At 73.9% G+C, this 2350-nt stretch carries 2 protein-coding genes; both read left to right on the top strand.

Annotated features, from left to right (window positions below):
• Window positions 1-807, top strand: an 807-nt coding sequence (locus DPV74_RS40820; RefSeq protein WP_162923319.1) for an ABC transporter ATP-binding protein, incomplete at its 5' end; no start/stop codon positions are given.
• Window positions 804-2350: ABC transporter ATP-binding protein (locus tag DPV74_RS40815; RefSeq protein WP_162923318.1), on the top strand; the 1547-nt coding region annotated here is incomplete at its 3' end. The genes DPV74_RS40820 and DPV74_RS40815, both read left to right, overlap by 4 nt.

Here is a 2350-nt window from a genome sequence, read left to right as displayed (position 1 = left end):
GCGCGTCTCGATGCGTTGCTCGCGCAGCCGGGCCTGCCCGAGCCGGCCGACGGCGCGGCGCAGGTGCCGCGCGATGCGTCGATCGAGCTGCGCGGCGTGAGCGTCGACATCGACGGCACGCCGATCCTGCGCGACATCGACGCGGCGGTCGCGGCGGGCACGACCACCGCGATCGTCGGGCCGTCGGGTGCGGGCAAGAGCACGCTGCTGATGCTGCTCGCGCGCTTCATGGATCCCGACCGCGGCACGGTGCGGCTCGGCGGCGCCGATCTGCGGCTGCTCGCGCCGGACACGCGGCGCGAGCAGGTGGCGATGGTGTTCCAGCAGGCCGCCGCGCTCGACGTGTCGATCGCCGCGAACATCGCGCTGTACCGGCCCGATGCCGATCACGACGCGATTCGCGCGGCCGCGCGCGCGGCCTGTCTCGACGAACGCGTCGAAGCGTTGCCGGGCGGTTACGGCTGCGTGTGCGGGCGCGACGTGCGGCTGTCCGGCGGCGAGCTGCAGCGGCTGGCGATTGCGCGTGCGCTGCTGTCGACGGCGCCGCTGTTGCTGCTCGACGAACCGGCGTCGGCACTCGATCCGCAAACCGGGCGTGCATTGCGCAATGCGCTGCGCGGCGACGCGCGCACGCGCGTGATCGTCAGCCACGATCTCGACGCGATCCGGCACGCGGACCAGATTCTCGTGATGGATCGCGGCCGCATCGTCGAGCGCGGCACGCATGCGGCGCTGCTGGCCGCGTGCGGGCTGTATGCGCGGCTGTGGCGCGAACGCGGTGCCGCGGACGGGGAGGCCGCATTATGATGAAATTGCTCAAACGTTTGCAGTGCCTGCCATCCGGCACACGCCTCGCGCTGTGGCGCGGGGTCGGCTGGGCGATGGCGGCCGCGTTGCTCGACGGTGCCTGCGGGTTGCTGCTCGTGCCGTTGATCCGCGCGTGGTTCGCCGGCGCGCAGGCAGCCGTGTTGCATTGGACGATCGCGCTCGGTGCGCTGACGTTGTGCCATGCATTCGTGCTGTACGTCGCGCAGCGCGGCGGCTATCGCGCGGGCGGCGCGCTCGCGGCCGGTCTCGTCGAACGCCTCGTGCGGCACCTGCCGCGTATCGCGTCGTGGCAGGCCGTGCGCGACAGTCATCCGGCCGGGTTGCTGCGCGGGCCGGTCATGCAGGCGATGGGGATTCCGGCGCACCTGCTCGGGCCGCTGATCGGCGCGGTCGTGACGCCGCTTGCGGTCGTCGCCGGGCTCGCGTGGATCGACTGGCGCATCGCGCTGTGCCTCGCGGCAGCCGCCGTGTTGCTGTTCGCGCTGCTCGAGCGCGGCGGCACGCGCACCCTTGCGTTCGAGCAGGCGCGCGCGTCCGGCGATCGCGACATGGCCGTGCAGCTTCAGACCTTCGCCGCGCATCAGGGGCTGCTGCGCTTCGCGGGCCGGGAAGGCGACGCGCGCGCGGCGCTGATGCACGCGTTCGACGCGCAGCATCGCCGCACGCGCGCGCTGATGCGCCGCTCGCTGCCGATCGAACTCGGCTTCGCGGGCGCGGTGCAGGGCGTGTTCGTCGCGATGCTGGCCGGCGGCGCATGGGCCGTCTCGGCGGGCCGGCTCGATGCCGCGACGGCCGTGGCGGTGCTCGTGCTGCTCGTGCGTTTCATCGAACCGCTCGCGCAGCTCACGCAGCTCGACCAGGCGCTGCGCGGCGCCTGGCGCGCGCTCGACACCGTGCTCGCGGTGCTGCATGCGCCGCGTTTCGACAGCCCCGACCGTGGCACGCCGGTACACGACGCGAGTGTCGACGCGGTGCGCGTCGGCTACCGTTCGCCCGCCGGCGCGACGCTGCTGGACGGCGTCGACCTGCATTGCCCGGCGGGCGGCTTCGTCGCGATCGTCGGCCCCACGGGTGCCGGCAAGAGCACGCTGCTCGGCCTGCTCGCGCGGCTTGACGATCCGGGCGCCGGGCGCGTGCTGCTCGGCCGCGCCGATGTGCGGCACCTGAGCGAGGCGACGCTCGCGGCGACGCGCAACCTCGTGTTCCAGGACAACGGGCTGTTTCGCGGCAGCCTCGCGTGGAACGTGCGGATGGGCCGCCCGGATGCGACCGATGCCGAACTGCGCGACGCGCTCGACGCGGTCGGCCTGCTGCACGACGCCGAGCGCTTGCCGGACGGGCTCGAATCCGACGTGGGGCCGGGCGGCCAGTTGCTGTCGGGCGGGCAGCGCCAGCGGGCGTGCCTGGCGCGCGCGCTGCTGTCGCGTGCGCCGGTGCTGATGTTCGACGAGCCGACCGCGAGCCTCGACGAATCGAGTGCGCGGCGCGTGCGCGACAGCCTCGTCGCGCTGCGCGGGCAGCG

This window comes from Burkholderia sp. HAN2018 (assembly GCF_024704855.1).
GTDB lineage: Bacteria > Pseudomonadota > Gammaproteobacteria > Burkholderiales > Burkholderiaceae > Burkholderia > Burkholderia cepacia.
The sequence above is the reverse complement of the archived record's forward strand: the minus strand, read 5'-3'. Positions and strand labels throughout refer to the sequence as shown.